Annotated in this window: 27 protein-coding genes; 7 read left to right on the forward strand and 20 right to left on the reverse strand. The window is 72.0% G+C overall.

The window, feature by feature from the left end; genetic code table 11:
• Positions 1-154 precede the first annotated feature (154 nt).
• On the reverse strand, positions 155-814 hold the full coding sequence (locus tag ABZT17_RS25325; RefSeq protein ID WP_356351869.1) for a response regulator transcription factor: 660 nt from the start codon (positions 812-814) through the stop codon (positions 155-157).
• A gap of 247 nt (positions 815-1,061) precedes the next feature.
• A complete protein-coding gene (locus ABZT17_RS25330) occupies positions 1,062-1,733 on the reverse strand; it encodes a DUF3000 domain-containing protein (RefSeq protein WP_356351870.1) in 672 nt (223 codons plus the stop codon).
• 110 nt (positions 1,734-1,843) lie between these two features.
• On the opposite strand from ABZT17_RS25330, the gene hemE reads away from it, so the two are divergent.
• Entirely contained in the window at positions 1,844-2,899 is a 1,056-nt protein-coding gene (hemE, locus tag ABZT17_RS25335; RefSeq protein WP_356351871.1) for a uroporphyrinogen decarboxylase, read from the forward strand.
• A gap of 7 nt (positions 2,900-2,906) precedes the next feature.
• Here hemE and ABZT17_RS25340 read toward each other — a convergent pair whose 3' ends face one another.
• Positions 2,907-3,734, reverse strand: coding sequence for a rhomboid family intramembrane serine protease (locus ABZT17_RS25340; protein WP_356351872.1), 828 nt, complete (start codon positions 3,732-3,734; stop codon positions 2,907-2,909).
• A gap of 139 nt (positions 3,735-3,873) precedes the next feature.
• On the opposite strand from ABZT17_RS25340, the gene ABZT17_RS25345 reads away from it, so the two are divergent.
• The gene (locus tag ABZT17_RS25345) at positions 3,874-4,200 is read left to right on the forward strand and encodes a hypothetical protein (protein ID WP_356351873.1); all 327 of its coding nucleotides are present in this window, start codon (positions 3,874-3,876) and stop codon (positions 4,198-4,200) included.
• A 108-nt stretch (positions 4,201-4,308) separates the two neighbouring features.
• Here the strand turns inward: ABZT17_RS25345 and ABZT17_RS25350 are convergent, their stop codons facing one another.
• Both ABZT17_RS25350 and ABZT17_RS25355 read right to left on the reverse strand, forming a co-directional pair.
• Positions 4,309-5,697, reverse strand: a complete 1,389-nt coding sequence (locus ABZT17_RS25350; protein WP_356351874.1) for an FAD-dependent oxidoreductase — start codon at positions 5,695-5,697, stop codon at positions 4,309-4,311.
• A 27-nt stretch (positions 5,698-5,724) separates the two neighbouring features.
• The gene (locus tag ABZT17_RS25355) at positions 5,725-6,621 is read right to left on the reverse strand and encodes a DUF4349 domain-containing protein (protein WP_356351875.1); all 897 of its coding nucleotides are present in this window, start codon (positions 6,619-6,621) and stop codon (positions 5,725-5,727) included.
• A gap of 158 nt (positions 6,622-6,779) precedes the next feature.
• Here ABZT17_RS25355 and hemG point away from each other — a divergent pair, with 158 nt between their 5' ends.
• Positions 6,780-8,255, forward strand: a complete 1,476-nt coding sequence (gene hemG / locus ABZT17_RS25360; RefSeq protein ID WP_356351876.1) for a protoporphyrinogen oxidase — start codon at positions 6,780-6,782, stop codon at positions 8,253-8,255.
• 5 nt (positions 8,256-8,260) lie between these two features.
• The gene (hemQ, locus tag ABZT17_RS25365) at positions 8,261-8,992 is read left to right on the forward strand and encodes a hydrogen peroxide-dependent heme synthase (protein ID WP_356351877.1); all 732 of its coding nucleotides are present in this window, start codon (positions 8,261-8,263) and stop codon (positions 8,990-8,992) included.
• 21 nt (positions 8,993-9,013) lie between these two features.
• Here hemQ and ABZT17_RS25370 read toward each other — a convergent pair whose 3' ends face one another.
• The 15 genes from ABZT17_RS25370 to zapE form a co-directional block, all read right to left on the reverse strand.
• A complete protein-coding gene (locus ABZT17_RS25370) occupies positions 9,014-10,591 on the reverse strand; it encodes an alpha/beta hydrolase (RefSeq protein WP_356351878.1) in 1,578 nt (525 codons plus the stop codon).
• Positions 10,592-10,745: 154 nt separating this feature from the next.
• On the reverse strand, positions 10,746-11,504 hold the full coding sequence (locus tag ABZT17_RS25375) for a TIGR04222 domain-containing membrane protein (RefSeq protein WP_356351879.1): 759 nt from the start codon (positions 11,502-11,504) through the stop codon (positions 10,746-10,748).
• Between the two features lie 144 nt (positions 11,505-11,648).
• Positions 11,649-12,422: a DUF4142 domain-containing protein gene (locus ABZT17_RS25380; protein ID WP_356351880.1), complete on the reverse strand. Its 774-nt coding sequence runs from the start codon at positions 12,420-12,422 to the stop codon at positions 11,649-11,651.
• Positions 12,423-12,554: 132 nt separating this feature from the next.
• A complete protein-coding gene (locus tag ABZT17_RS25385; RefSeq protein ID WP_356351881.1) occupies positions 12,555-13,895 on the reverse strand; it encodes a DUF692 domain-containing protein in 1,341 nt (446 codons plus the stop codon).
• Between the two features lie 170 nt (positions 13,896-14,065).
• On the reverse strand, positions 14,066-14,857 hold the full coding sequence (locus ABZT17_RS25390) for a DUF4142 domain-containing protein (RefSeq protein WP_356351882.1): 792 nt from the start codon (positions 14,855-14,857) through the stop codon (positions 14,066-14,068).
• A 134-nt stretch (positions 14,858-14,991) separates the two neighbouring features.
• Positions 14,992-15,708 carry an aminoacyl-tRNA hydrolase gene (locus ABZT17_RS25395; RefSeq protein WP_356351883.1) on the reverse strand — a complete coding sequence of 239 codons (717 nt, stop codon included), beginning with the start codon at positions 15,706-15,708 and terminating at the stop codon, positions 14,992-14,994.
• 41 nt (positions 15,709-15,749) lie between these two features.
• Positions 15,750-15,893 carry a hypothetical protein gene (locus ABZT17_RS25400; protein WP_356351884.1) on the reverse strand — a complete coding sequence of 48 codons (144 nt, stop codon included), beginning with the start codon at positions 15,891-15,893 and terminating at the stop codon, positions 15,750-15,752.
• Positions 15,894-15,902: 9 nt separating this feature from the next.
• Positions 15,903-16,754 (reverse strand): polysaccharide deacetylase family protein, encoded by an 852-nt coding sequence (locus ABZT17_RS25405; RefSeq protein ID WP_356351885.1) that lies wholly within the window; start codon positions 16,752-16,754, stop codon positions 15,903-15,905.
• Positions 16,755-16,813: 59 nt separating this feature from the next.
• Positions 16,814-17,683, reverse strand: a complete 870-nt coding sequence (locus ABZT17_RS25410; RefSeq protein ID WP_356351886.1) for a PPK2 family polyphosphate kinase — start codon at positions 17,681-17,683, stop codon at positions 16,814-16,816.
• 16 nt (positions 17,684-17,699) lie between these two features.
• The gene (locus ABZT17_RS25415; protein WP_356351887.1) at positions 17,700-18,251 is read right to left on the reverse strand and encodes a YbhB/YbcL family Raf kinase inhibitor-like protein; all 552 of its coding nucleotides are present in this window, start codon (positions 18,249-18,251) and stop codon (positions 17,700-17,702) included.
• A gap of 41 nt (positions 18,252-18,292) precedes the next feature.
• Positions 18,293-19,102: a slipin family protein gene (locus tag ABZT17_RS25420; RefSeq protein ID WP_356351888.1), complete on the reverse strand. Its 810-nt coding sequence runs from the start codon at positions 19,100-19,102 to the stop codon at positions 18,293-18,295.
• A gap of 105 nt (positions 19,103-19,207) precedes the next feature.
• Complete coding sequence (locus ABZT17_RS25425) at positions 19,208-20,716, reverse strand: SulP family inorganic anion transporter (protein WP_356351889.1); 1,509 nt, start codon at positions 20,714-20,716, stop codon at positions 19,208-19,210.
• Positions 20,717-20,724: 8 nt separating this feature from the next.
• Positions 20,725-21,303 (reverse strand): carbonic anhydrase, encoded by a 579-nt coding sequence (locus tag ABZT17_RS25430; protein ID WP_356351890.1) that lies wholly within the window; start codon positions 21,301-21,303, stop codon positions 20,725-20,727.
• 78 nt (positions 21,304-21,381) lie between these two features.
• On the reverse strand, positions 21,382-21,774 hold the full coding sequence (locus tag ABZT17_RS25435; RefSeq protein WP_356351891.1) for a hypothetical protein: 393 nt from the start codon (positions 21,772-21,774) through the stop codon (positions 21,382-21,384).
• A gap of 154 nt (positions 21,775-21,928) precedes the next feature.
• Positions 21,929-23,080, reverse strand: a complete 1,152-nt coding sequence (gene zapE, locus ABZT17_RS25440) for a cell division protein ZapE (protein ID WP_356351892.1) — start codon at positions 23,078-23,080, stop codon at positions 21,929-21,931.
• Between zapE and ABZT17_RS25445 the strand changes: the two genes are divergently transcribed.
• From ABZT17_RS25445 to murC, 3 genes are all read left to right on the forward strand, one after another.
• Positions 23,079-23,870 carry a pyrimidine reductase family protein gene (locus ABZT17_RS25445; RefSeq protein WP_356351893.1) on the forward strand — a complete coding sequence of 264 codons (792 nt, stop codon included), beginning with the start codon at positions 23,079-23,081 and terminating at the stop codon, positions 23,868-23,870. The two genes, zapE and ABZT17_RS25445, sit on opposite strands and share 2 nt — an antisense overlap.
• Positions 23,871-24,003: 133 nt before the next feature.
• Positions 24,004-24,477 (forward strand): indole-3-glycerol phosphate synthase, encoded by a 474-nt coding sequence (locus tag ABZT17_RS25450; protein WP_356351894.1) that lies wholly within the window; start codon positions 24,004-24,006, stop codon positions 24,475-24,477.
• A gap of 51 nt (positions 24,478-24,528) precedes the next feature.
• On the forward strand, positions 24,529-25,917 hold the full coding sequence (murC, locus tag ABZT17_RS25455; protein ID WP_356351895.1) for a UDP-N-acetylmuramate--L-alanine ligase: 1,389 nt from the start codon (positions 24,529-24,531) through the stop codon (positions 25,915-25,917).
• The last annotated feature ends 5 nt before the right edge of the window (positions 25,918-25,922 follow it).

A 25,922-nucleotide genomic window follows, 5' to 3' on the forward strand; every position in this document is an offset into this window, starting at 1 on the left:
TCTCTCCGTTGGGGGGGGTCTTACACTTCGCCGCGTTCTCGTTTCTCCGCGGCCGCGGCCCGACGGAACGTTCCGTCGGCAGGCGCCCGAGGGTCGTAAACCAGTCAGGTGGTCGAAAGCTCTGGTTCACGTGCGTGAACAGAGGCGTATCGCCTCAGTGGATGATCCCGGTCCGCAGGGCCACCGCGACCATCCCGGCCCGGTCGCCCGTGCCGAGCTTGCGGGCGATCCGGGCGAGGTGGCTCTTGACGGTCAGCGCGGACAGACCCATCGAGACGCCGATCGCCTTGTTCGACTGGCCCTCCGCGACCAGCCGCAGCACCTCGACCTCACGGCCGGACAGCTCGCGGTAGCCGCCCGGGTGGCTCGGGGCGCCCGGGGGGCGGCGGTGCATGGCGGCACGGGAGCCGATGGGGGCGGCACCGGGCCGGGTGGGGAGCCCGACGTTCGTACGGGTGCCGGTGACGACGTAGCCCTTGACGCCGCCCGCGAGGGCGTTGCGCACGGCGCCGATGTCGTCGGCGGCGGACAGGGCCAGGCCGTTGGGCCAGCCCGCCGCGCGGGTCTCGGACAGGATCGTGAGGCCCGAACCGTCGGGCAGGTGGACGTCGGCGACACAGATGTCGCGGGGGTTGCCGATGCGGGGACGAGCCTCGGCGATGGACGAGGCCTCGATGACGTCGCGCACACCGAGCGCCCACAGATGGCGGGTGACGGTGGAGCGGACGCGCGGGTCGGCCACGACCACCATGGCGGTCGGCTTGTTCGGGCGGTAGGCGACCAGGCTTGCGGGCTGCTCGAGGAGAACGGACACCAGGCCTCCTGGGGGGCGGGACGGCTTTCCAAGGTCACAGTCGTCTTCGGCACCAAACCTGGAGTCCTTTAGAGAAAGATCACGATTTAGTGAGTAACAATCAGTGCAATTCGGACACGTGGTCGATCGTTCGGTGAACGAATCGCTTCGTTCGAGGGTTGGTTCCTGACTGAAAGTGGCCGTATCGACAAAGTGACGGTCAGTACGGCCCCCATGGGTGTGACTCCCGCAGGCGGGACTTGCGTGGTCAGCGCGACTGCTGCGGGCCGCGTCGCTGCGGCAGCGTGACGATGGACGCGTCGCCGGGTCCGGCCGGCGGCAGACCGGCGACCTGCGCCAGCAGATCGCACCAGGAGGCGAGGTGGGCCGCCGCGTCCGGGACCCCGCCCAGCCCCTCGCGGGGCGTCCACGACGCACGGATCTCGATCTGCGAGGCCGCGGGCCGCTCGGACAGCCCGCCGAAGTAGTGCGAACTGGCGCGCGTCACGGTGCCGCTCGGCTCGCCGTACGACAGTCCGCGCGCCTGCAGCGCGCCGGTCAGCCAGGACCAGCACACGTCCGGCAGCAGCGGGTCGGCCGCCATCTCCGGTTCCAGCTCGGCCCGCACCAGGGTCACCAGCCGGAAGGTGCCGCGCCAGGCGTCGTGCCCGGCGGGGTCGTGCAGCAGCACCAGCCGCCCGTCGGCGAGATCCTGGTCGCCGTCGACGACGGCCGCTTCCAGCGCGTAGGCGAAGGGGGCGAGGCGCTGGGGCGCACGAGTGGACTCGACCTCGATCTGCGGGCGCACTCGACTGTTGCGCAGGGCTTGCACCGCGGCCTGGAAGGCCGGCGGAGCCGTACCGCTCCCACCCCGGTCCCCCTCCTTGGTGTCGTCCATTCCGTCAGCGCCGTCCGACAGTCGTTCCTGAGCCGCAGCCATGCGGGAAGATTAGGGGACCGGTGGCCTGGCGTGGGGCTTGACACCCCGTGCCCGGCGTCGGGGTGGGCGTCGCCGAATCCCGCCCCCGGACCTCGTGCGAGACTTTCCCCGTGAGCGCCAACGACACGCCCCCGACCGCGACGTACGACTCCGCCTTCCTCAAGGCCTGCCGACGCGAACCAGTGCCGCACACCCCCGTCTGGTTCATGCGACAGGCCGGCCGCTCGCTCCCGGAGTACCGCAAGGTCCGCGAGGGCGTCCCCATGCTCGAGTCCTGCACGCGCCCCGAGCTGATCACCGAGATCACCCTGCAGCCGGTCCGCCGCCACCAGGTGGACGCGGCGATCTACTTCAGCGACATCGTCGTCCCGCTCAAGGCCATCGGCATCGACCTCGACATCAAGCCGGGCGTCGGCCCGGTCGTCGCGAACCCGATCCGTACCCGCGCCGACCTGGCGCAGCTGCGTGATCTCACCCCCGAGGACGTCTCCTACGTCACCGAGGCGATCGGCCTGCTCACCCGCGAGCTCGGCGCCACCCCGCTCATCGGCTTCGCCGGCGCGCCTTTCACCCTCGCGAGCTACCTCGTCGAGGGCGGCCCGTCACGCACGTACGAGAACGCCAAGGGGATGATGTACGGCGACCCGGAGCTCTGGGCCGACCTGCTCGACCGCCTCGCGGACATCACGGCCGCCTTCCTCAAGGTGCAGATCGAGGCCGGCGCCTCCGCGATCCAGGTCTTCGACTCCTGGGTCGGCTCGCTCGCCCCCGCCGACTATCAGCGCTCGGTGATGCCGTCGTCCGCGAAGGTCTTCAAGGCCGTCGAGTCCTACGGCGTCCCGCGCATCCACTTCGGCGTCGGCACCGGCGAGCTGCTGAGGCTCATGGGCGAGGTCGGCGCGGACGTCGTGGGTGTCGACTGGCGTGTCCCGCTGGACGAGGCCGCCCGCCGGGTCGGCCCCGGCAAGGCGCTGCAGGGCAACCTCGACCCGACGATCCTGTTCACCACCCCGGAGGCCGTCGAGGAGAAGGCGCGCGAGGTCCTGGAGGCGGCCGCCGGTCTGGAGGGCCATGTCTTCAACCTCGGGCACGGCGTCATGCCGTCCACCGACCCGGACGCGCTGACCCGGCTCGTGGACTACGTCCACACCCGGACGGCCCGGTAAGGGCCGCTCACCAGGTGTGCCGGGGCCGTGCCCGCCTGCCGAACAGCAGGCCGCGCGGCTCCGGGGGCGGGGGCGTGCCCGGCTTGAGCGGCCAGGCGAGGACCATGCCGGCCAGGAAGCCGACGACATGCGCCGCGTACGCCACCGTGCCGGCCTCGGAGACGCCCTCGCCGGACGAGTACACGGCCTGCAGCACGAACCAGAAGCCCAGCACCAGCCAGGCCGGCAGCCGCAGCGGCAGGAAGACCAGGAACGGCACCAGGACCCACACCCTGGCCTTCGGATACAGGACCAGATAGGCGCCCAGCACGCCCGCGATGGCACCCGAGGCGCCGATCAGGGGGTCGGCCGAGTCGGCGTTGACGAGCGCGAAGCCGTACGAGGCCGCGTAGCCGCAGACGACGTAGAACAGCGTGAAGCGGATGTGGCCCATGCGGTCCTCGACGTTGTTGCCGAAGATCAGCAGGAACAGCATGTTGCCCAGCAGGTGCAGCCAGCTGCCGTGCAGGAACATCGCGGTGAAGACCGAGACCACCGGGTTCTTGTCGTAGCCCGGCGGGGCCAGCACACAGCCGAGGCCGCCGTTCGCGGCCCTGCCGACGTCGCCCGTGGGGACGAACCGCGGCATCTGATGGTGGATCAACTCCCGCGGCACCGCCGCGTAGTGATCCAGGAACGCCTGCAGATGGCACGTCTGCGACAGGTCGCTGCCGCCCGCCACGGAGCCGGCGATACCGGGCGTGGACAGGAAGACATAGACGTTCGCGGCGATGAGCGCATACGTCACCCAGGGGGTGCGGCGCACGGGGTTCACGTCATGGACGGGGATGACCACAAGGGATTAGTGCCCGCGATGGGCTCCGTGAATCGGTGCGGTGCCCTGTGTGAACGCGGGCACGCGCGTGTGCGTATGACTGGTCAACCGCCCGCGGACCGGGGAAGGCGGGTCGCGGGAACGACGTGAGGAACAGGCGATGAACGACCGAGTTACTCCCCCTACGATGCTGGCGACACCTGACGGTGAGGCGGAGATCGCCCTCGTGATCCGGCTGCCCTGGGAGGACGTGGCCAGACTGGGCCAGGAGGCGGGACGGCTCGCCTTGCAGATGCAGCGGCCGGTGACGCTGGACGAGGCGGTGAGCAACCGGCTCCGTACGACCAGGCCGGCGGCGGCACACGCGAAGCCGGCCGGGGAGCAGCCGGTGGCCGTGACGACGACGGCGTCGGTGTCGTCGCTGCCGCCCCGGCCTCCGGCGGAGCAGGCGCGGCAGGCGATCGAGCGGATCAACGGGTCCGCCTGACGGACTCTCGCCGCAGACGTGGGAGCGCGTCTCCGGCCGCGGGCCAGCCGCGGCCGGTCGCGCCCCACACGAAGGACCGGCAGCTCCTCACGAAGGGCTGGGAGTGGGCTAGGAGCCCTTCCGCACCGCGGCCGAGGCCTTGCGGGCCGCTACCAGCACCGGGTCCCAGACCGGGCTGAACGGGGGTGCGTAACCCAGGTCCAGGGCCGTCATCTGCTCGACCGTCATACGGGCCGTGAGGGCGACCGCCGCGATGTCGACCCTCTTGCCCGCGCCCTCCCTGCCCACGATCTGCACGCCCAGCAGGCGTCCTGTGCGCCGCTCGGCGAGCATCTTCACCGTCATCGGTGACGCGCCGGGGTAGTAGCCGGCCCGGCTCGTCGACTCGATCGTGACGGTCACGTACTGCAGGCCGACCCTGCGCGCGTCCTTCTCCCGCAGACCCGTGCGGGCGATCTCCAGGTCGCAGACCTTGCTCACCGCCGTGCCGACCACGCCGGGGAAGGTGGCGTACCCCCCGCCGACGTTCGTACCGATGACCTGCCCGTGCTTGTTGGCGTGGGTGCCGAGGGCGATGTGGCGCTCCTGGCCCGAGACCAGGTCCAGGACCTCCACGCAGTCACCGCCGGCCCAGATGTTCTCGTGGCCGCGGACCCGCATGGCCAGGTCGGTCAGGAGCCCGCCGTGGGCGCCCAGGGGAAGGCCGGCCTCCTCGGCCAGAGCCGTCTGCGGGCGTACGCCGATGCCCAGGACCACCACGTCCGCCGGATACTCGGCGTCCTGCGTGGCGACCGCCCGGACCCGCCCGTCCTCACCGGTGAGGATCTTGGAGACCTCGGTGTCGTCGACCATGGTGATGCCCATGCCCTCCATTGCCTCGTGCACGAGGCGGCCCATGTCCGGGTCGAGCGTGGACATCGGTTCGCTGCCGCGGTTGACGACCGTCACCTCGTAGCCGCGGTTGATCAGCGCCTCAGCCATCTCGACGCCGATGTAACCGGCGCCGACGACCACCGCGCGACGGCCACGCGCGCGCGTGAGCGAGTCGAGCAGGGCCCGGCCGTCGTCGAGGGTCTGCACGCCGTGCACGCCCGGGGCGTCGGCGCCCGGCATGTCGGGGCGGATCGGGCGCGCGCCCGTCGCGATCACGAGTTTGTCGTACGACGTCCAGGACTCCACGCCGGAGTCGACCTCACGCGCGCGTACCCGGCCGCCCGCCACGTCGATCCCGGTGACCTCGGTCCCCATGCGCAGGTCGATGTCCCGCGCGCGGTGCTCCTCGGGCGTACGGGCGATCAATCGGTCCAGCTCGTCGACGTCGCCGCCCACCCAGTACGGGATCCCGCACGCCGAGTACGAGGTGAAGTGACCCCGCTCGAACGCCACGATCTCCAGCTCGTCCGGGCCCCTCAGCCGGCGGGCCTGCGACGCCGCGGACATTCCCGCGGCGTCGCCGCCGATCACGACCAGTCGTTCCCTCGCAGCGCTCATGCTCATGTGAACACGCTACGGGGACCCGGCATTTCAGTCCTGCTCGCCCTTCTCCCGGGTGCCGGGCAGACGGGGCCGGGCCAGCCGCAGCCAGGCCAGGGCCAGCAGGGCCGCCACAGCGGCGAAGGGCAGCACCGCGCCGAACGCCACCGCCAGCCAGCGCAGCATCGTCAGGAACGCGTGCCACCCGCCGGCCAGCGCGTCCACGAACCCGGTCTCCTCGTGCCCGGCGGTCTTCGCCACCGGGGTCTCGGACAGCGAGAGGGTGATGGTGGCCAGGCTCGTACGGTCCTTCAGGGCCGCCTGCTGGGCCAGCAGCGCCTCCAGGTCGGCCTCCCGGTTGCTCAACTCGCCCTCCAGCTCGACCACATCGCTGAGCTTGGTCGCCCTGTCCATCAGCTCCCGGACCCGGGCCACGCTGACCCGCTGCGACTTGACGCGGCTGTCCACGTCGACGACCTGGCCGGTGACGTCCTCGGCCTTCGCCGTGCGGTCGAGGAGCTTGCCCGCGCCCTGCAGGTCGGCGAGGACCTGGTCGTACTTGTCCACCGGGACGCGCAGCACCACCCGGGTGCGTTCGCGGCCCTTCGCGTCCCGGGTCGTGGTCTCGTCGCCGACATAGCCGCCCGCGTTCTCGGCCGTGGTCCTGGCCTCGTCGAGGGCCTTGGGCACGTCCTTGACCTGCACGGTCAGTGAGGCGGTACGGATGATGTCGCTCGCGGTCAGCCGGGGCGCCGCGGACGCCCCGGCGCCGCCCGCGTACTTCGCGCCGCCGGGTGCCGCCGCCTTGGCGTCGCTCTTGGCCACGGCGCCGTCCGCGGAGCTTGCGGAGCCGGTGTCGTCGGCGCTGCATCCGGTCAGGGCCAGGGCCGCTGCCAGCAGGAGCCCGGTCAGGGCCTGGACGGTTCGTACGGAACGTGGTGCGCGCATCTGGGAGTCCCCCCGAGGGTGGTGACGACTGACGCTCCTTCGACGCCGGGAGGGGCCAGGACGTTGGGACCGCCGTGTCCCGATGCGGTCACGGTCGGGACTCGTGAAGAACACTGGGCCGCGGCCGGGCTGTCAGTGGGGTCTGAGAGGCTGGTGACATGCGCGAAGTGGAGACTCGTACGGACCCGGGCCGGGTCGGTCGGGCAGTCGTCGTCGGCGCCGGTGTCGCGGGGCTCGCCGCCGCGCACCGGCTGCTGGAGCGGGGTGCGCGGGTGACCGTGCTGGAGGCCTCGGACCGGGTCGGCGGCAAGCTGCTGCCCGGCGAGATCGAGGGCGTCCGGGTGGACCTCGGGGCCGAGTCGATGCTGGCCCGCAGACCGGAGGCGGTCGCCCTGGCCCGCGAGGTCGGCCTCACGGACCGGCTCCAGCCGCCGGCCACCGCGTCGGCGTCCCTGTGGACCCGCGGCGCGCTGCGCCCGATGCCCAAGGGCCATGTCATGGGCGTCCCCGGCACCGCGGCCGCGCTGACCGGCGTTCTGTCCGACGAGGGTCTCGCCCGTATCGAGCGCGATGCCGACCTGCCCCGTACCGAGATCGGCGACGACGTGGCGGTGGGGGAGTTCGTGGCGGCCCGTCTGGGCCGCGAGGTCGTCGACCGCCTGGTCGAGCCCCTGCTCGGCGGCGTCTACGCGGGCGACGCCTACCGCATCTCGATGCGCTCGGCGGTCCCGCAGCTCTTCCAGATCGCCCGCACCCACACCTCGCTCACCGAGGGCGTCCGCGACCTCCAGGCGAAGATGGCGGCCGGCGGGCAGACCGGGCCGGTGTTCATGGGCATCGAGGGCGGCGTCGGCACCCTGCCCCTCGCGGTGGCGGACGCCGTGCGGGCACGCGGCGGGGAGATCCTCACCGGTACCCCGGTCCGTGAGCTGCACAGGGCCGACGGGGCGGCCCAGGCCTGGCGTGTCGTCACCGCGGACCGGGTCCTGCACGCCGACGCCGTGGTCCTCGCCGTCCCCGCCCCCGTCGCCGCCGCCCTCCTGCGCGCCGAGGCCCCCGCCGCCGCCACCGAGCTCGCCACCGTCGAGTACGCCTCGATGGCCCTGGTCACCCTCGCCTACCGCCGAGCCGACACCACCCTGCCCGAGGGCAGCGGCTTCCTGGTGCCACCGGTCGACGGGAGGACCATCAAGGCATCGACGTTCGCCTCGCAGAAGTGGGGCTGGATCGCCGCCGAGAACCCCGGCCTGGTCGTCCTGCGCACCTCACTCGGCCGTTACGGCGAGACCGAGATCCTCCGGCGCGAGGACGCCGACCTGGTGGACGTCTCCCGCCACGACCTTCGTCAGGCCACCGGCCTCGACGCCACGCCCGTCGCCACCCGTGTCACCCGCTGGGACGACGGCCTGCCCCAGTACCCCGTCGGCCACCACGCGCGCGTGGCCCGTATCCGCGAGCATGTCGCCGAGCTGCCCGGCCTCGCCGTCTGCGGCGCCCCGTACGACGGGGTCGGCATCCCGGCCTGTATCGCGAGCGCCCACGCGGCCGTGGACCAGATCGGCGGCGACCTGGCCGCCGTACGGGAGCTCACCGCCAACCCGGTGCAGAGTCTGCACGGCGGAGCAGGAGAATAAGGGCCATGAGTGACGACGCCCCCACCCCCGAGGCCGCCAGGATCCCCAACAAGGGCAAGCTGGCCAAGGACCTCAACGAGGTCATCCGCTACACCCTGTGGTCCGTCTTCAAGCTGAAGGACGTCCTCCCCGAGGACCGCGCGGGCTACGCCGACGAGGTCCAGGAGCTGTTCGACCAGCTCGCCGCGAAGGACGTGACGATCCGCGGCACCTACGACGTGTCCGGTCTGCGCGCCGACGCCGATCTCATGATCTGGTGGCACGCGGAGACCAGCGACCAGCTGCAGGAGGCGTACAACCTCTTCCGCCGCACCAGGCTGGGCCGCGCACTGGAGCCGGTCTGGTCGAACATGGCGCTGCACCGCCCCGCCGAGTTCAACCGCTCGCACATCCCGGCGTTCCTCGCCGACGAGACGCCGCGCGACTATGTCAGCGTCTATCCCTTCGTGCGGTCGTACGACTGGTACCTGCTCCCGGACGAGGACCGCCGCCGTATGCTCGCCGACCACGGCAAGATGGCCCGCGGCTACCCGGACGTCCGCGCCAACACGGTCGCCTCCTTCTCGCTCGGCGACTACGAGTGGATCCTCGCCTTCGAGGCCGACGAGCTGTACCGGATCGTCGACCTCATGCGCCATCTGCGCGCCTCGGAGGCCCGCAGGCACGTCCGCGAGGAGGTCCCGTTCTACACGGGCCGCCGCAAGTCCGTCGCCGAACTGGTCGCCGGGCTGGCGTAGCGCCCCTACGGCACGCGGGCCTCATCGCGAGGCGCTCGGGGCCGCGTGCCCCGCGCACCCCGCGTGCCGCTCGGGCAACCGTCCTTCCAGCAGGTAGGCGTCCAGATACGCGTTGACGCACTGATTCGGCCCGCCGGCGATCCCGTGCGTCCCCGCGTCCCGCTCGGTCACCAGCACCGACCCCGACAAGCGCCGGTTCAGTTCCAGCGCCCCCTCGTACGGCGCGGCCGCGTCCCGCTCGGCGGCGAGGATCAGCGTCGGCGGCAGCTCACCGGGACCGGTCCGCACATCGACCGGCCGCTGACGCGGCGTCGGCCAGTACGCGCAGGGCAGGTTCATCCACACGTTCTCCCAGGTCTCGAACGGCGCCACCCGGGCCAGCCGGGTGTTGTCCCGGTCCCACACCCGCCAGTCCGTCGGCCAGGAGGCGTCGTTGCACTCGACCGCCGTGTACACCGCGCTGGAGTTCTCCGCCTCCGCCGCCGCCTCCCGGACGGGCCCCGCCTGTTCGACCAGCGGCTTCGGGTCCCCCTTCAGATACGCGGACAGCGCCTGCGCCCGCTGCGGCCAGTAGTCGTCGTAGTACCCCGCGGTCAGAAACGCCCCCTGCAACTGCCCCGGCCCCACCTTCCCGCCGGCCGGCGCGGCGGCCAGCCGCGCGCTCGCCTTCTCGTAGCTCCGCTGTACGGCCGCCGCCGTCCGCCCCAGCCCGTACACGTCGTCATGCTCGGCGATCCACTCCCGGAAGTCCGCCCAGCGCCCCTCGAACGCCGCCGACTGCCCGAGGTTGTCGCGGTACCAGACCTGTTCCGGATCGGGGTTCACCGCCGAGTCGAACACCATCCGCCGCACATGCGAGGGGAACAGCGACGCGTACACCGCCCCGAAGTAGGTTCCGTACGACGCCCCCATGAACGTCAGCCTGTCCTCGCCCAGCGCGGCCCTGAGGACATCCAGGTCACGCGCGTTGTTGAGCGAGTTGTAGTACCGCAGCGCGCTCCCGGCCCGCCGCGCGCACCCGCGCGCGTACGCCTTGGCCTCGGCGATGCGTTCCTTCTTGTACGACTCCGAGGGGTGCGTCGGCGAGGGCCGCGGCCCCTTGAAGAAGTGCGCGGGGTCCTGGCAGGACAGCGGCGCGGAACGGCCGACGCCGCGCGGGGAGTAGCCGACCAGGTCGTAGGCGGCGGCGATCCGCTTCCACTGCGGCATGAACCCGATCAGCGGGAAGTACAGGCCGTCGCCGCCGGGCCCGCCCGGGTTGAAGACCAGCGCGCCCTGCCGGGGCACCCGACGCTTGCTGTTGTGCGGGTCCTTGTGCGTGGCCGGCACCCGGCTGACCGTCAGCTTGATCTGCTTGCCGTTCGGCTGGGCGTAGTCGAGCGGGACGGACACCGTGCCGCACTCCAGGGTGCCCGGCATGTCCTGGGCGTCGGAGCAGGTGCCGAAGTCGACGCCGGCCAACCGGGCGTGCGCGGCGGCGATCGCCGTACCGGCCCGCTCGGCGAGCCCGGGACGGGCGGGTGTGCCGTCGGCCGGCGCCGCGGCGAGGGTGGTCAGGAGCAAGGATCCGGCGGCCGAGTAGAGGGCGGCTGCTCTCATCGCGTATCCCTTCGATGCACGGCGGCGACAAAAGGGATGTTTCGTTCGACTGTCGGCGAAGGCAAGCACCGCCCCGGCGGTGTCGGCCCCAATGACCCCTGTGCGCCCCCGGCGTGCGGTTCACGCCAGGGCGGGTCCGTGCGTTAGGTCAGCCCTAGACCTGGTCCCGGTGGGTGAACGCGGCCCGCAGGTCCGGTTCGCCGATCGCGCGGACACCTCGTACGGCGACGGTCGTGAGGTAGGTGCGGTCGTCGCCGCCGGTGCGCCGGGCGAGGGTGCCCAGCAGGCGCTGGCCGGCCGGGGAGGCCCAGCGGGAGTACGGGTGGACCTCGACCCGGGCGATGGCCAGACAGCTCAGCGTCAGGGCCAGGGGGAGCGCGAACCACAGGGCCACCAGGCCGCGTGACATGTCCGGCTGGGCGGGGATCAGCAGTGCGGCCGCGCCCAGCGCGAGGACGGTGAGCGCGGCGAGCCGCACCTGGCGCACCCCGGACGCGACCGTGGTCCGGACGCCGGCGGGGACGGCGAGACCGGCGCTGACCAGCCGGTCGCCGAGGTCGCCGACGGCGTCGGCGGAGGCCGCGGCGGCCCGGACCGGGGCGATACGGTTCTGCCCCTCGGGTCCGATGGCGCCTATGACCGACCGCTCGATCTCGTCGCGCCCGCGCGGGTCGACCACCGTCGCCCAGCCGGTGTGGGCGAGCAGCAGCCGTCGCTGCCGGGCCATGGAGACCATGGTCAGATCGGCGACCCGGCGAGGTCCGCCGGACAGGAACGCGGCCTCGTAGAGCGTCAGATCGTGCTGGGACGCATCCGTGTCGTCGGCCGCGGTGCGGGCGGCGGCCAGGCACAGCCGGGTGCACGCGGTGCCCGCGACGGCCCAGGCCAGCAGCAGGAGAAGGACCCAGAACATGCCGCGTTTCTATGCCAAACGACTGAGGGAACGCCATGCCCTGTTCACAATCCGGACGGAGTGTTGTCGGTATGTGACGTTCCACTTGTCCGGAAGTGTGCCGCTACGTGAGGGTCGCGGTGGCGGCTGCGGTCATGGATACGGTTACTGCGGCGGCGGACTGGACGCGGCCGGCGGGAGCGCGTAGGTCGGCGAGGCGGACGGTGCGACCGGGGCGGCCGGGCCGGTGTCGGTCGTGGGGCCGGGCGGGGCCGGGGAGTTGACGAGCGGGGGAGTGCTTCCGGAGGCCATGTCCTGGGCCAGCGCGTCCCAGTCGACGTATCCGGTGGCCTCCAGGACCTTGATGTGGTCCAGCACGGTCGTGTTCGCGTCGTCGGCGAGTGAACGCACCAGCGAGTTGCGGGTGGTGGCGCGCACCTGGGCGACGAGCGAGAACACCTTGCCGTGCGCGAGGCGCGCGATGTTCACGAAGTCCCGGTCGTAGTCCGTGCCCTGCGCCGCGCTGAGCGTGGTCAGCCACTGCTTCTGCTGGTCGCTCGGCTGGTTGGGCAGTTGGAGTCCGAGCTTGGCGGCGACGTCCCGCACCCGCTGGTCCAGGAAGGTGTGTCCCTCGACCAGGTGCTGTCCCGCGATCCGTACGGCCTCGGTGGTGCCCTTCTGCTCCGCCTGCTGGCCGGCGGGCAGCTCCCACAGCCCGGCCAGTCTGACCTTGGTGACGAACTCGCGGTCCAGGGCGGACAGCGGGCCGTAACTCGTCGACACCGTCTGGGCGTTGAGCACGTCCACGCCGGTGCCCGAACGGTCGGCGTAGGACCAGATCGGGAAGATCAGAGCGAGCAGGGTCGCCAGCAGGCCGGTGATGATGACACCGGTGCCACTGATGATGCCTCGACCCTTCAGGGGTGGTCGCGGTCGCATGGTGCCTCCTGGTACGGCACCGCACGCTGGTCGGTTTCGGGTGCGGGATTCGCATGTTACTCGGGAGTGCTGTTCGAACCGGGTGCCCGGGGTGTTACTCCCGGCACACTCCCGCGCACCGCCCGCGTCCGCTCAGCGGAGCGGCAGCATCCTCCGTGCGGCCCTCGCCACCCGCGAGCGCGGCGCCGGTCCCGACCGCTCCAGCCACCACGCCCGCACCTCCCGCCGGGTCCGCCCCTCTTCGAGCCGGCCGGACAGCAGCAGGTACTCGGCGAAGTCCAGCGCGTCCCGCCGGTAGCCACCGGTCATGGGACGCCCGTGCGCGTACGCGAGGAAGGCTTCTCGATACGCCTGGCCGAGCAGCGCCGGCAACTCGGGCGCGACCTTCCCCACCACACCGGCCCGCTTCCCGACCAGCGCCCGACCCTGCACCCCCACCCGCCCCCGATCGAACCCTTCGGGCACAGGAGTGCCCCCGACCAGCGCGGAAAGCAAGGAGACCTGCCCAAGAGCGACCCGCTGACGGGCTGGGGCGGTGTCGGTTGCGGGCGCCGGGACCGGACCGGCGCAGAAGACGGGCACCGGGTCCGGGCCGGGTCCCGGTGCCCCCGCCTCCAGGGGCCCGCGTTCCGTCGTTCTCCGCTGCGACGCGCCCCTCTTCAGCGCCGCCCGGATCGCCCGCAGCTCTGCCTCCAGTTCCGCCTCGGTGGGAAAGTCCTCGTCTCTCTCCAGCAGGACACCCGGGGGCGAGACGCGGGAGGTGAGGTCGGTCAGGATGTCGAGGACCGCCGGGGGGACCGGGTGGGCGTGGCTGTCGTGCCAGACGCCGTCGCGTTCGAAGCCGCCGGCGACATGGACGTAGGCGATGGCCTCCACGGGAAGCTCGGCGAGCGCCTTGGCCGGGTCCTCGCCGCGGTTGACGTGGTTGGTGTGCAGGTTGGCCACGTCGACGAGGAGCTGGACGCCGGTGCGGTCGACGAGGTCGTACAGGAACTGGCCCTCGGTCATCTCCTCGCCCGGCCAGGAGAACAGCGCGGCGATGTTCTCGACCGCGAGCGGCACCGGCAGCGCGTCCTGGGCGATCCGGACGTTCTCGCACAGCACGTCGAGGGCGTCCCGGGTGCGCGGGACGGGCAGCAGATGCCCGGCCTCCAGCGGCGGGGACGCGGTGAGCGGCCCGCCCGCCCGTACGAACGCGATGTGCTCGGTGACCAGCGGAGCGCCCAGCGCCTCGGCCCGCTCGGCCAGCGCCGCCAGGCGCCCGGCGTCGGGCCGCTCCGCACCTCCCAGGCCGAGCGAGACACCGTGCGGGACCACGGTCACCCCGCGGGCCCGCAGCCGCTCCAGCGACTCGGGAAGGTGGCCGGGACAGATGTTCTCGGCCACCGCCTCGACCCAGTCGACGCCCGGCATCCGCTCCACGGCCTCGGCGATCTCCGGCCGCCATCCGATGCCCGTCCCCAGTCGCTCCATGGTCCTTCCCCCCCCCGGTCTCCTCGAAGAACGTGACGGGGGTATGGCCCCGGAGGCCGGAACCGAACCTCCCGTCGGCCTCCTTCAGAGCAACATTTGAGGTTCGGACCCCTCGGACCCCTCGGACCCCTCGGATCCGTGGGACCCCGCGGCCGGCGGCCGCGCCCGCTTCACCGCAGCACGCCCGCCGTGTCCACCGGATCCGGCCGTCCCGTGTTGACCGTGCCCGGCGCGCCCGGCGAGGGACGGGACGTCGTCCGTACGTTCCCGCCGGCCTCGGCGACCGGCGCGGAGGGCACCACCTGGCCGGGCACCGGGGCCGCCGGGCCCGTCGGGCTGGCCGTGCTGCCGGCGACCGCGTCGTTGGCGATGGCGTCGAAGTCGACCCGGCCCGTCTTCTCCAGGATCGTGATGTGGTCGAGCACGGTCTGGTTGGCGTCCGAGGCCAGCTGCCGTACGAGGGTGTTGCGGGTGGTGTTCCGGACCGTGCCGATGGCCGGGAAGATCTTGCCGTGTGCGGACCGCAGCAGGTTCACGAACTTGTACTCGTACTCCGCGCCGGTCGCCGCCGACATCTCCTGCAGCCACCCCTGCTGCTGCTCGTTGGGCTGGTTCGGCAGCTCCACGCCCAGCTGGGCCGCGACGATCCGCACCCGCTTGTCGAGGTCGGTGTGACCGACGATGAGATGGTCGCCCGCCTCCTTGATCGCCTCGCTGGGCGCCCGCTCGATGGCCTGCTGTCCGGCCGGCAGCTCCCACAGCCCGGCCAGCCGCACCCGCACGATCAGATCGCGGTCGGAGGCGGTCAGCGGACCCCACTGGGTGTTGACGGTCCCCGCCGCCACGTTCGCCTGACCGGTGCCCGACCGGTCGGCGTACGACCAGACGGGGAACGCGAGTGCGCCGAGGGTGGCGACAAGGGCCGCGATGAGAAAGGCCGTACCGTTGATCCGCACACGCAAGGGTGCCTCCCGGGTGAAACCAACTGATCGTCGGTGCTTGGTACTTGGTGACTGCTGGGCGCCGGTGCCAGGAGGTACGCGCGGGAGGAACGCGTTGTTCAAACAAAAGGTAAAGAACTAAAGGGCGGGCAAAGTCACCGCAGTGCCGGGTGCTCGGCGACCACCGTGCAGGAACCGGGCGCGATCTCCGTGAAGCCGGCGTCACGCACCAACGGCAGCCCGCCGGCGGTCAGTTCGCCCCAGCGCCCCGCCTCGGCGGTCCGTACGGCGAGCGGGAAACCCGCGTCGCGCCACGCGGCCCGCTCCTCGTCCGACAGCTCCCACCAGGCCAGTTGGGCACCGTGCCCGGCCTGGGCCATCGCCTTGCCGGCCGACATGTCGAGCTCGGGGTTCAGCCACAGCACGGGCGTCCCCGGCTCGACGGGCGCGGGCGCCTCGGGATCGTCGAGATCCGTCCCCGACACCTGCAGCCTGGCCAGCTCCTTCGGCCACCCGTCCAGCGGCACCGGCACGAACACCCGCACCTCGGCCGACTTCCCGGTCACGGTGATCCCGTCCAGCTCCCCGGCCCGCCGCCACTCGGCCCCCCGGGCCCGCCGCACGACCTTCCGGATCCGGGCGTCCTGCCAGTCCCGCATGGCCCCGGCCCACTCCCCGTCCCCGACGGACCGCTCGTCGGCGAGCATCACGAGCACGGCCCGGGCGGCGGTCTCGAGAGCGTCGGTCCGCGCGGGCGGCGCCGTCTTCTCGATCCGCACGACGAGCGGCAGGACGAACTGCGGCGCCTCGTCACGGGCGGTGCGCTCGGACTGGAAGGGACTGTCACCGGTGGCGGCTGGAACATGGCTCACAGACGCCCACCCTAAGGGGCGCGGCGCACCGCGCCCGCCGGTCATCCGGAACAAGCGGTCCGCTGTGCCTCCTGCCACTCGCAGACCGGGCACAGCGTGATCCCCTTGTGCGACTCCGGGTACTCCGTGGGCTCCCGGCACAGCACACACTCCGCGTGCGCCTGTCCGGTGGTGTCCTCGCTCATGCCCCCAGCCTAGGCGGGCCGGCGATGTGCGTCCGTGGCGCCGATCAGTTCGGACACCTTCACGAACCGGTATCCCTTCTTCCGCAGCTCCGGCACGATCGTCCGCACCGCGCGCTCGGTCGCCGGGGCGGCGCTGCGGGTGCAGTGCATGACGACGACCGATCCCGGCCGCACCCCCTCCAGCACCTGCCGGGCCACCGCGTCCGCGTCCGTCGCGAACGCGTCCCCGCTCACCACGTCCCACTGCACGGCGGTGACCCCGGTCGGGGTCAGCGCCTTGAGGGCCTCGCGGTCGTAACACCCGCCCGGGAAGCGGAAGTACGGCATCGCGTCCGTGACACCGGCCTTGCGGAACGCCTGGTACGTGCGCTCCACCTCCGACCGCATCCGGTCCGGGGCGACGGTCGGCAGGCCGTAGCAGTCACCGGTGAAGGCGTAGTGGCTGTAGGAGTGGTTGGCGATCTCGAAGAGCGGGTCCCGGTCGATGGAGCGGGCCTGGACCGGGTACTCCTCGGCCCATCGCCCCGTCATGAACACGGTCGCCGGCACCTTCAGCGCCCGGAGCGCGGCGATGAGCCGCGGATTGTCGAAGCGTTCACCGCGAGCGGCCCGAGCGCCCTCGTCGGCGGTCATGTCGGCGTCGAAGGTGAGCGCGACCGTCCTGCCGTAGCCCCGGGGGCCGTTCCTGAAGACGGGGGTGAGGCCGGCGGGACCGGGGGCGAGGGTCGGGGCCTCGGACGGGGCGGCGGTGGTCGCCGTGGGGGCCGGACGGGCGGCGTGGGTAGCGGCGGGGGCACCGCAGGCGGTGAGCGCGGCGCCGAGCGCACAGACGACGGCTGCGTGGCGTACTCGAATGATCACCGTATGAAGATAATGGTGGCGATTGTCCTAAATTAGGACCGCCGCACCTCTGCCGGTCATCACGCACCCTTCAGCAGTCGCTCCCGGCAAGTCTCCAGGTCGTAGTCCGGTTCCGGATACCGCGGATCGAGCGCCTCCAGATGTTCCAGGAGCAGCCGGGCGACCGCCCAGTCGCGGTACCACTTGCGGTCCGCCGGGATCACGTACCAGGGGGCGTTCGGGGTCGAGCAGCGGTGCAGGGCGATCTCGTACGCCTCCTGGTACGCCGGCCACAGCGCGCGGTCGTCGATGTCCCCGGGGCTGAACTTCCAGCGCTTGTGGGGGCGGTCGAGGCGTCTGAGCAGACGGCGGCGCTGCTCCTCGTAGGAGATGTGCAGGAAGCACTTGAGGACCGTCACCCGGTCGTCGGTCAGGCGCTGTTCGAAGCGGTTGATCTCCTCGTAGCGGGCTTCGATCTCCTCCGGTGGGACCAGGCCCCGCACTCGGGGCACGAGGACGTCCTCGTAGTGGGAGCGGTCGAAGGCGCCGATCTCGCCCGGGCGGGGGAGTTCCCTCTCGACGCGCCACAGGAAGTGGTGCTCCCGCTCCTCGGGGGTCGGCGCCGTGAAGCCGGTCACCCGGCAGCCGGCCGGGTCGAGCATCCCGATGACGTGCTTGACCGTGCCGCCCTTGCCGCTGGTGTCCATGCCCTGCAGCACCAGCAGGACGCGGCGGCGGTCGCCCGTGGTGCCCGCCGCCCAGAGGCGCTCCTGGAGGCCGGCGAGACGTCTGCCCAGACGGGCGGTGGCGTCCCGGCCCGCCGACTTGTGCCCGGGGCCCGTGGGAACGGCCCGGGGGTCGCGGGCGGCGAGGTCGATCCGCTCGTCCGAAGGGACGCGCAGCAGCCGGCGCAGGTCTGTCGCCCTGTTCGGTTTCTTGCGTTTCCCCACGGGAGGTTCCTTCCGGTCAGCGGCCGTAACGCCCGGTCAGGGTGCCCGAGGCCAGGGTGTGGCCGGAGAGGGCGCGCCTGAGGCCGTCCGGTGAGGTGGTGGCGGGCAGGTCCAGGGCGCGGTCGGTGGCGTAGACCGAGAAGACGTAGTGGTGGGGTGCGGCGCCCTTGGGCGGGCAGGGGCCGCCGTAGCCGGTCTTCTCGAAGCCGTTGCGTCCCTGGGTGGCCTTGCGGGGTGCCTGGCCGGCCGGCCAGGCCGTCTGGCGCGCCGGCGCGTTCCACAGCAGCCAGTGGGTGAAGGTGCCGTGCGGGGCGTCGGGGTCCTCGACCAGGAGCGCCAGGGTGGTCGCCGTGGCGGGGAGGCCGGAGAAGGCGAGCGGCGGGGAGGCGTCCGCGCCGTCGCAGGTGTAGCGGCGCGGGATCGTGCCGCCGTCGGTGAAGGCGGGGCTCGACACGGTGAGGCGGTGCGCGGCGCCGGTGGCGGGCGCGGCGGACCCGCCGGTGTCCCCGCAGCCCGACGCGAGCAGCGTCACCGCCACGCCGGCCACGATCGCGAGCCTGCGGTCCATGAGCGGAACGCTAGTCGCGCCCCCGCGCCCCCGCTACGGCGTCACTTCTCGATCTCGTGGTCGTGCCGATGGTCCGGCGGGTGCTCCTGGTGTTCCTGCGCCCTCTCCAGGAAGCGCAGCAGCTCCACCGGGAAAGGCAGCACCAGCGTCGAGTTCTTCTCGGCGGCCACCGCGACGACCGTCTGCAGCAGCCGCAACTGGAGCGCGGCCGGCTGTTCGGACATCTGCTCGGCCGCCTCCGCGAGCTTCTTGGAGGCCTGGAGTTCGGCGTCCGCGTTGATGATGCGGGCGCGGCGCTCGCGGTCGGCCTCGGCCTGGCGAGCCATGGAGCGCTTCATGGTGTCCGGCAGGGAGACGTCCTTGATCTCGACGCGGTCGATCTGGACACCCCAGCCGATGGCCGGGCTGTCGATCATCAGCTCCAGGCCCTGGTTGAGCTTCTCGCGGTTGGAGAGCAGGTCGTCCAGGTCGCTCTTGCCGATGATGGAGCGCAGCGAGGTCTGCGCCATCTGGGAGACGGCGAACTTGTAGTCCTCGACATTGACGAGCGCGGCCGCCGCGTCGACGACCTTGAAGTAGACGACGGCGTCCACACGCACCGTCACATTGTCCCGGGTGATGCCCTCCTGGGCCGGGACCGGCAGCGTGACGATCTGCATGTTGACCTTGCTCAGCCGGTCCACGAACGGGACGATCATCGTGAACCCCGGCTCACGCGCGGCACCGGCGAGCCGTCCCAGGCGGAAGACCACACCGCGCTCGTACTGCTTGACCACCTTCGCCGCCGCGGCGAGGTAGACGAGCCCGGCGGAACCGGCCAGCACGGCCGCTGTCACCAGCTCAGGAAGCATGACGACCCCCTCGCTACGAGGCCCCTTATGTCCGCTCCTGCAACGATATGCCCGGTGCCCGGTCCGGGGCCACGACGGGCTCAGGACCGGGCACCGGGCGAAGGGTCAGGCCGCGTCGGCGCGCTCCGTCCGGGCGGCCGGCCGCTCCGGCTCAGCGGTCACCCGCACCGGCTCGGTGCCCACCGCGCTGTGCCGCTCGGCCCAGTTCTCCAGGGCCGTACGGCAGGCGTGGTCCAGGTGGTGCAGACCCGAGAGGTCCAGCTCCACCGGGCGGTCCTGGGGCAGCGCCTCCAGGCTGTCGAGGATCTTCGGCAGCCGCAGGAAGGTCGCGTTGCCCGACAGATACGCCTGGACGGGGCCCGCGCCCTTGTCGATGACCTCCAGCCTGATGTGCGAGGCCTCCCAGGCGGTCTTCGCGACGGCGAGCGCCAGACCGATCAGGACGCCCTCGAACATGCTGACCGCGACGATCGACACGGCGGTGACCACCAGGATCAGCGCCTCGCCGCGGTGCTCGCGCCACAGCGACACGATCCCGCGCACGGGGATCAGCTTGGCGCCCGAGTGGACCAGGATGCCGGCGAGCGCCGGGATCGGGATGTAGGCCAGCACACCCGGCAGCAGGGCGGCGAACAGCAGCAGCCACACGCCGTGCATCACCCGGGACGCCTTGGTCCTCGCGCCCGCCTGGACGTTGGCCGCGCTGCGGACGATCACGGCGGTCATCGGCAGGGCGCCGAGGACACCACAGATCGCGTTGCCCGCGCCCTGGGCCACCAGTTCCCTGTCGTACTCGGTGCGCGGACCGTCGTGCATCCGGTCCACGGCCGCCGCGCTGAACAGCGACTCGGCCGACGCGATCAGCGTGAACGCGACGACCGTGCCGATCAGACCGACGCTCGCCAACTCGCCGAAGGAGCTGAGGGAGGGCGGCTGGACGGAGCCGAGCAGGCCCTGCACCTCGACGGTCGCGACCGGCAGGGAGAAGGCGAGCGCGGCGAGGGTCGCGAGGCCGACGGCCGCGAGCGGTCCGGGGACCGCGCGCACCCGCTTCGGCATCCGCTTCCAGAACACGAGGACGGCGATGGTGCCGGCGCCGAGCGCCAGGGAGGCGAGCGCGTCCGTCTGCCCGAGCGCTTCGATCAGCGCGCCGGGCAGCCCGGCTATCTTCGCGAGGCCCGAGGCGGGCGCCCCGGCGTCCGCCATCGCGTACAGCTGCCCGGCGATCAGCACGAGACCGATGCCGGCCAGCATGCCCTCGACCACCGAGACGGAGATGGCCCGGAACCAGCGCCCCAGCTTCAGGGCGCCCATCAGGATCTGGAGCACACCGGTGGTGAGCACGATCACGCCGAGCGCCGGCAGCCCGAACTCCCGCACGGCCTCGAAGACCAGCACGGTGAGACCCGCCGCGGGCCCGGAGACCTGCAGACTGCTGCCGCGCATCAGACCGGTGACGATGCCGCCCACGATGCCGGTGACCAGGCCCAGTTCGGCCGGGACACCGGAGGCGACGGCCACGCCCACGCACAGCGGGAGCGCGACCAGGAACACGACGAGCGAGGCGGCGAAGTCCTGCCGCAGATGAGGGTTTCGCAAGATCGCAGTGGTCATCGCGTCGCTCACAGCCCCTTGAACGCGTCGGAGGCGGGGTCGTGCGCCAGGACGGCGCCCGTGTGGACCTCGTAGAACCAGGCGTGCAGGGTCAGCTGACCGTCCTTCAGCTTCTTGTCGATGTACGGGTACGAGCGCAGCCTCAGCAACTGCGTCAGGACGTGGCTCTGGACGCCCTCGGCGACCGCCGGGTCCTCGGCCGCCCCCTGCGGCCTCGGGGTGGCGTGGGAGAGCCAGTCGCGGACGGCGGGGACGGCGTCGAGATCGTCGCCGCGCACCAGTGCGCCCACGGCGCCGCAGTGCGAGTGGCCGCAGACCACGATGTCACGGACGCCGAGGACCTCCACGGCGTACTCGATGGTGCACGCCTCGCTGGTGGGGTGCTCGGAGGCGTACGGGGGGACGATGTTGCCCGCGGTGCGCAGCTCGAAGAGCTCGCCCGGGCGGGCGCCGGTGATCAGGGCCGGGACGACCCTGGAGTCGGAGCAGGTGATGAAGAGCACCTGCGGGGACTGGCCTTCGGCGAGTTTGGCGAACTCCTCAGGGCTTTGTCCGAACATGCGGGCGTTGTCGATGAGGGGCTGCATGATGTGGTGACTCCTCCTGGCGCGCCTCGACGGCGCGTCGGTGTGGGCAGGACAGAGGTGGGGGGAACTGCTCTGCTGTCAGCAGCGGAAGACCTGAAGTGCTGCTGGGGAGTGCGCGGTCGAGGGTCTCGGCACGCGCGGCGCGCGGGGCGCGGCCGGCTTCCGGGCGGCCGCGGGGTCCGCGATCGGCAGACCGCGCTCGGGACCCTCGGGAGCGGAGTCGGCCGAGCGCTGCCGGTCGCGGGTGCGCAGGGGGCCGGTGGGGCCCCGGGAGCCGTCGCAGTGACGGTGGGTCGCCAGCTGGTCGCGCAGTGCCTTGCCCGAGGGTGTGATTCCGGGCTGGGCCTTGGCCTCGACCTGACGGACCGTGTGCGCGGCTGCGAAGGACTCCGTAGGTGCGAAGAACTGGAGGGCGAGCAGTGCGGCGGCGAGGAGCGCGAGCAGGGTCCTGGCCGTCTCACGTCGGAACATGCGCCCCCCTCCGGTCAGTTCGAACCTCTCGAACGAGCCAACGGCTGGTCAATCGTTGGTCAAGAAGCAGGTTAACCGTGCGAAGTTGTTTGCAGGGTTAACTCGACGTTTCGAGCTGAAGAGAGCCTGAAATGCGGTGGTGGGGTGGCCTGAACTAGTCGCCCCGCACCAGGCGCTCGCCGTCCCGGGCCAGCGCGGTGAGCCGCGAGATCGCCCGGAAGTACTTCTTGCGGTAGCCGCCGTTCAGCATCTCCTCGCTGAACAGCTTGTCGAAGGCCGATCCCGAGGCCAGGACGGGGACTTCACGGTCGTAGAGCCGGTCCGCGAGGACCACGAGACGCAGCGCGGTGGACTGGTCGGGCACGGGCCGGACGTCCGTCAGGCAGACCGCCCTCAGTCCGTCGGTCAGGGCGCCGTAGCGGCTGGGATGCACCTTGGCCAGATGGCCGAGAAGGTGCGGGAAGTCGTCGAGCGAGGCGCCCGGGGTGGCGTACGCCGCCTTGGTGACCTCTTCGTCCGAGTACGGCGCCGGTGCCTCGGGCAGACCGCGGTGGCGGTAGTCCTCGCCGTCGATGCGCAGCGCGCGGAAATGGGCGGACAGGCCCTGGATCTCGCGCAGGAAGTCGGCCGCCGCGAAACGGCCCTCGCCGAGCTTGCCGGGCAGCGTGTTGGAGGTGGCGGCGAGCGCGACGCCCGCGTCGACCAGTTTGCCCAGCAGGGTCGACACGAGGACGGTGTCCCCGGGGTCGTCCAGCTCGAACTCGTCGATGCACAGCAGGCGATGACCTCGCAGCGTCTGCACGGTCTGCTGGAAGCCGAGGGCGCCGACCAGGTTGGTCAGCTCCACGAAGGTGCCGAACGCCTTGAGCGCCGGCTCGGCCGGGGTGGCGTGCCACAGGGAGGCCAGCAGATGGGTCTTGCCGACGCCGTAGCCGCCGTCGAGGTAGACACCGCGGGGGCCGGCCGGGGTCTTCGGCGCCCTGGCCTTCCCGAAGCCCAGGAAGCCGCGCCCGCGGCCCCCGACGGCGTGCGCTCCGCCGAGGCCGGCCGCGAAGCCCTCCAGGACGCCGACCGCCTCGGTCTGGCTGGGCTGGTTCGGGTCCGGTAGGTACGTGCTGAAACGGACCGAGTCGAAGCGCGGCGGCGGCACCATCTCGGCCACCAGGCGGTCCGCGGGGACGTGCGGTGCACGCTCGCACAGGGACAGCGGGGCCGCGTCGGCTATCGGGTCGAGACCGGGAGCGGATGCGGAAGGGGAGGACGACACGGTTACCCATGCTAAGCGTCGTGGAACACTGCTCGACATGCGACGCCTGTTCCCTGTGACCGACCAGACAGTGACCGAAGCTTCCGCCGAGGACGGCCGTGAATGGAGTCCCACCGAGCTGGCCGCCGCCTACGCCTATCCCGAGCCGGACGCCGGCGGCCCGCCCGTGCCCTGGCTGCGGGCCAACATGGTCTCCACACTCGACGGGGCCGCCCAGCACGACGGCAAGTCGCAGCCGATCTCCAACGCGACCGACATGCGGATCTTCGGGACGCTGCGCGGGCTCGCGGATGTCGTGGTGGTGGGCGCGGAAACGGTACGGCAGGAGGGGTACCGCCCGGCACGCGCGCGTGCGGAGTTCGCGGCGGCGCGGGAGGCGGCCGGACAGACCCCGGTGCCGGCGATCGCCGTGGTCAGCGCGAGCCTGGACCTGGACTTCTCGCTGCCGCTGTTCAGCTCGCCCGAGGTGCCGACGGTGATCCTCACCGGAGCGGCGGCGGCGCCGGACCGGATCGCCGCCGCGTACAAGGCGGGCGTGCGGGTCGTGATCGCCGGGGACGGGATGGGCGTGGAGCCCGCACGGGCCGTACAGGCGCTCGGCGGGCTCGGACACACACGGCTGCTCACCGAGGGCGGGCCGCGGCTGCTCGGGCAGCTGGTGGCCGCCGGTGTGCTCGACGAGCTGTGTGTGACGGTGTCCCCGATGCTCACCGCGGGGGACGCGCAGCGCATCGCGGGGGGGCCGTCGGTTCCGGTTCCACAACGGTTCTCACTGGTCTCCCTCCTGGAGGAGGAGGGGTTTCTGTTCGGCCGCTACCAGCGGACTTGAAATTCGTTCAGCGGTACCGACGGTCCCGAAATCGGCGGAATTTACCATTCCGCTTAGCTTTCGGCGGGCAAACTAGCTCTCGCAGTCCCCGCGACAGCTCGGGGCAGGATGGTTTCCTCAGAAGGGGCGCCCGGTGTTCACAAGCGTTTTGATGATCGAGAAGGCCCTGACGTCCGCGGACGTGGAGTTCGTCACCGGGCTGCACGGGGACGAGCAGGTGTCCTTCCACGTACTGCTCCAGCCGCGCGGCGATCAGGCGGACCGCCTGCTGCGGGCCATCGACGACGTCGCGCTCGGAGAGCTGGACGAGGTGGCCCGCGAGCGCGAGGTGCCCGAGGGGGAGGCCGCGAAGGACTTCGGGGAGCGGGCCCTGGAGGTGTCGCTGCAGGCGCTGCGGGCCGCCGGGAGCGAGGCCGAGGGGCGGTTGATCGAGGACCATCCGCTGGACGCCCTGAAGGCCCTGGTGGACGAGATCGACGCCGACGAGGTGATCGTGCTGACCGATCCGCACTACGTGGAGGAGTTCTTCCACCGCGACTGGGCGTCCCGGGCGCGGCACAAGGTGGGTGTTCCGGTGCTGAAACTGTTCTCCCACAGCAAGGCATAGGCTGGCCCGGCACACGCTCGCACCGCACGTACCACTTGGGGAGACACGCACATGGCACCCGGCCTTCCTACCGCCATGGACCGACCGCACTTCATCGGCATCGGCGGGGCCGGGATGTCGGGGATCGCCAAGATCCTCGCCCAGCGCGGGGCCGAGGTGGCCGGCAGCGACGCCAAGGACTCCGGGACGGCGGCGGCCCTGCGGGCGCTCGGCGTGAGTGTGCACATCGGCCACGCCGCCGAGCACCTCGCCGACGACGCGAGCTGTGTGGTCGTGTCGTCGGCGATCCGCGAGGACAACCCGGAGCTGGCCCGGGCCGCCGAGCTCGGTATCCCGGTCGTGCACCGGTCCGACGCCCTCGCCGCGCTGATGGAGGGCCTGCGTGCGGTCGCCGTCGCCGGCACGCACGGCAAGACCACCACCACCTCGATGCTGGCGGTCTCGCTGTCCGAACTCGGGCTGAAGCCGTCGTACGCGATCGGCGGTGATCTGGACGCGCCCGGCTCCAACGCCCTGCACGGCGACGGCGAGATCTTCGTCGCCGAGGCCGACGAATCGGACCGCAGCTTCCACAAGTACGCGCCCGAGGTCGCGATCGTCCTCAACGTGGAACTCGACCACCACGCCAACTACGCGTCCATGGACGAGATCTACGAGTCCTTCGAGACCTTCGCCGGACGGATCGTCCCCGGCGGCACCCTGGTGATCAACGCCGACCACGAGGGCGCGCGCGAGCTGACCCGGCGGCTGCCGGACTCGGTGCGGACGGTGACCTACGGCGAGGCCGAGGACGCCGACGTGCGGGTGCGGGCCGTGCGCGCCCAGGGGCTGAAGAGCGAGGTCACCGTACTCATGGGCGGCCAGGAGCTCACCTTCGCCGTCTCCGTCCCGGGCCGGCACTACGCCCACAACGCCGTCGCCGCCCTCGCTGCCGGGGTCGCGCTCGGCGTACCGGCCGCGGACCTGGCGGGCGCGCTCGCCGCGTACACCGGGGTGAAGCGACGGCTGCAGCTCAAGGGCGAGGAGGCCGGGGTGCAGGTCATCGACTCCTACGCCCACCACCCGACCGAGATGACCGCCGACCTGGAGGCCATGCGGGCCGCGGCCGGCGACTCCCGCATCCTCGTCCTCTTCCAGCCGCACCTCTTCTCCCGGACCCAGGAGCTCGGCAAGGAGATGGGACAGGCGCTGGCGCTCGCCGACGCCTCCGTGGTGCTCGACGTCTATCCGGCCCGCGAGGACCCGATTCCCGGGGTGACCAGCGAGCTGATCATCGAGGCGGCGCGGGCCGCGGGCGCGGACGTGACGGCGGTCCACGACAAGGCACAGGCACCCGACGTCGTCGCGGGAATGGCGAAGGCGGGGGATCTCGTTCTCACCATGGGCGCGGGCGATGTCACCGACCTCGGGCCGCGCATCCTGGACCGTCTCGCGAAGTAAGGGGC

Source organism: Streptomyces sp. NPDC005648 (assembly GCF_040605395.1).
GTDB lineage: Bacteria > Actinomycetota > Actinomycetes > Streptomycetales > Streptomycetaceae > Streptomyces.

What these genes read in the sequence shown, in the direction of transcription:
- ABZT17_RS25330 (WP_356351870.1), bottom strand. Translation starts at nt 1,733, where the DNA reads ATGGCTGCGGCTCAGGAACGACTGTCGGACGGCGCTGACGGAATGGAC.
- ABZT17_RS25345 (WP_356351873.1), top strand. Translation starts at nt 3,874, where the DNA reads ATGAACGACCGAGTTACTCCCCCTACGATGCTGGCGACACCTGACGGT.
- ABZT17_RS25350 (WP_356351874.1), bottom strand. Translation starts at nt 5,697, where the DNA reads ATGAGCATGAGCGCTGCGAGGGAACGACTGGTCGTGATCGGCGGCGAC.
- ABZT17_RS25355 (WP_356351875.1), bottom strand. Translation starts at nt 6,621, where the DNA reads ATGCGCGCACCACGTTCCGTACGAACCGTCCAGGCCCTGACCGGGCTC.
- hemG (WP_356351876.1), top strand. Translation starts at nt 6,780, where the DNA reads ATGCGCGAAGTGGAGACTCGTACGGACCCGGGCCGGGTCGGTCGGGCA.
- hemQ (WP_356351877.1), top strand. Translation starts at nt 8,261, where the DNA reads ATGAGTGACGACGCCCCCACCCCCGAGGCCGCCAGGATCCCCAACAAG.
- ABZT17_RS25370 (WP_356351878.1), bottom strand. Translation starts at nt 10,591, where the DNA reads ATGAGAGCAGCCGCCCTCTACTCGGCCGCCGGATCCTTGCTCCTGACC.
- ABZT17_RS25375 (WP_356351879.1), bottom strand. Translation starts at nt 11,504, where the DNA reads ATGTTCTGGGTCCTTCTCCTGCTGCTGGCCTGGGCCGTCGCGGGCACC.
- ABZT17_RS25380 (WP_356351880.1), bottom strand. Translation starts at nt 12,422, where the DNA reads ATGCGACCGCGACCACCCCTGAAGGGTCGAGGCATCATCAGTGGCACC.
- ABZT17_RS25385 (WP_356351881.1), bottom strand. Translation starts at nt 13,895, where the DNA reads ATGGAGCGACTGGGGACGGGCATCGGATGGCGGCCGGAGATCGCCGAG.
- ABZT17_RS25400 (WP_356351884.1), bottom strand. Translation starts at nt 15,893, where the DNA reads ATGAGCGAGGACACCACCGGACAGGCGCACGCGGAGTGTGTGCTGTGC.
- ABZT17_RS25415 (WP_356351887.1), bottom strand. Translation starts at nt 18,251, where the DNA reads ATGGACCGCAGGCTCGCGATCGTGGCCGGCGTGGCGGTGACGCTGCTC.
- ABZT17_RS25420 (WP_356351888.1), bottom strand. Translation starts at nt 19,102, where the DNA reads ATGCTTCCTGAGCTGGTGACAGCGGCCGTGCTGGCCGGTTCCGCCGGG.
- ABZT17_RS25425 (WP_356351889.1), bottom strand. Translation starts at nt 20,716, where the DNA reads ATGACCACTGCGATCTTGCGAAACCCTCATCTGCGGCAGGACTTCGCC.
- ABZT17_RS25430 (WP_356351890.1), bottom strand. Translation starts at nt 21,303, where the DNA reads ATGCAGCCCCTCATCGACAACGCCCGCATGTTCGGACAAAGCCCTGAG.
- ABZT17_RS25435 (WP_356351891.1), bottom strand. Translation starts at nt 21,774, where the DNA reads ATGTTCCGACGTGAGACGGCCAGGACCCTGCTCGCGCTCCTCGCCGCC.
- ABZT17_RS25445 (WP_356351893.1), top strand. Translation starts at nt 23,079, where the DNA reads ATGCGACGCCTGTTCCCTGTGACCGACCAGACAGTGACCGAAGCTTCC.
- zapE (WP_356351892.1), bottom strand. Translation starts at nt 23,080, where the DNA reads ATGTCGAGCAGTGTTCCACGACGCTTAGCATGGGTAACCGTGTCGTCC.
- murC (WP_356351895.1), top strand. Translation starts at nt 24,529, where the DNA reads ATGGCACCCGGCCTTCCTACCGCCATGGACCGACCGCACTTCATCGGC.